This window comes from bacterium endosymbiont of Bathymodiolus sp. 5 South (assembly GCF_900128535.1).
Lineage (GTDB): Bacteria > Pseudomonadota > Gammaproteobacteria > PS1 > Pseudothioglobaceae > Thiodubiliella.
The window spans coordinates 1-1034 of sequence record NZ_FQTR01000373.1; the positions used below are offsets into that span (position 1 = coordinate 1).

A 1034-nucleotide genomic window follows, 5' to 3' on the forward strand; every position below is an offset into this window, starting at 1 on the left:
TCTACTGCGATATTGAGATTACCACCTGCTGCCAGTTGCCCACCTTGATTGTTAACGGTATTGGCAGTAATGGCTAAGTTGGCTTGGGCAATGGTGTCTTTGCCCTCATTTTGATAGGTTTGATTGGCATTAATGTCAATATTTTGTACGGCTTTTATATCCCCTGATTGAGTAATATTTCCATGATGAGAAGTTAAGTTAATGTCTGTTTGTGAGCTAAGGTTTGCCTTTAAGACCAGATCACCATCAGCTGTGATTTCCAAGTTGGATAAGTCAGTGATAATATCGCCATCTGCGGTGTTTACCCCTGCACCTTTTTCAGTAACGATGAGTTTAATGCTGCCTGCTGAGATATTAGATAGATGTGAGATATCAATGCCAAACTCAATGGGGGCGGCATTAGTATTTGATTTGACTTCGCCAGTCGTGTAGTCATAATAATCATTGCCTTGTTTTAAGGCTAGGTCTTGTTTGGCTTGGAGTTCTCCTCTTAGCTTAATCGCTCTTGAGATGATATCGACATCATTTGTGTTATTGGCATATAAACCCAGTTCGTGAATGATAAAATCAGAAGTTAGGTCGTTGTTGATTTTAAAGCCAGTTATCGCACCATCACTCATCCGTGACTGCCCGCTCACCATAGTTAGTTTGGAAGTGTTGATAAAACTACAGCCATTACAATCAAAGCCATTAGGATTGGCAATCACCACGGCTGCATTCTTGCCAAACACTTCTAAAGCGCCGTTTAATACTGAACGATTAGTAGAGCCTACTTCATTCAGGATAATATCAGCGTTTTGATTAAGGTTAGGGTTGCCATACACCGCGCCACCGAGTTGTGATGTGCCCATGACTTTTGAATTGTTAAGTATTGCCCCTTGATTGCCGACATTAAACTTGTTGTAATGGTTAACTGATACCCCGACAGAGTTAGGGTTTGCAATGTTGATTAAATCAACGCCGTTGGCGGTTGTGTCTATAAAAGTTGTTGGGCTTTTGGTGGTGTCTACAACTTGATTGGCGGCGTAGACATT

1 protein-coding gene is annotated in these 1034 nt (G+C 41.5%); it reads right to left on the reverse strand.

Annotated features, from left to right (window positions below; translation table 11 throughout):
- Positions 1–1034: filamentous hemagglutinin N-terminal domain-containing protein (locus BBROOKSOX_RS11575; RefSeq protein WP_139662026.1), on the reverse strand; the 1034-nt coding region annotated here is incomplete at both ends.